Annotated in this window: 1 protein-coding gene; it reads left to right on the forward strand. The window is 60.5% G+C overall.

The features are described 5' to 3' along the window. On the forward strand, positions 1-271 hold a 271-nt coding region (locus SB765_RS29890; protein WP_410932529.1), incomplete at both ends, for an aminotransferase class III-fold pyridoxal phosphate-dependent enzyme.

Raw genomic sequence — 271 nt, forward strand, 5'->3', positions numbered from 1 at the left:
CTATGGCGGCAATCCACTCGCCTGCGCCATCGCCGAAACTGCGCTCGATATTATCAATACGCCGGAGGTGCTGGCAGGCGTTGAGACGCGTCGTCAGCACTTTGTCACGGCGCTGCAGGCCATCGATGCGAAGTATGATCTCTTCAGCGATATTCGCGGCAAGGGTTTGCTGATTGGCGCGGCGCTGAAACCGCAGCATGCCGGTAAAGCACGCGATCTCCTGAATGCCGCGGCCGCAGAAGGCGTTATGGTGCTGGTTGCCGGCACCGAC

Origin of the sequence: Pseudomonas sp. SIMBA_067 (assembly GCF_046534675.1) — a bacterium.
GTDB lineage: Bacteria > Pseudomonadota > Gammaproteobacteria > Pseudomonadales > Pseudomonadaceae > Aquipseudomonas > Aquipseudomonas putida.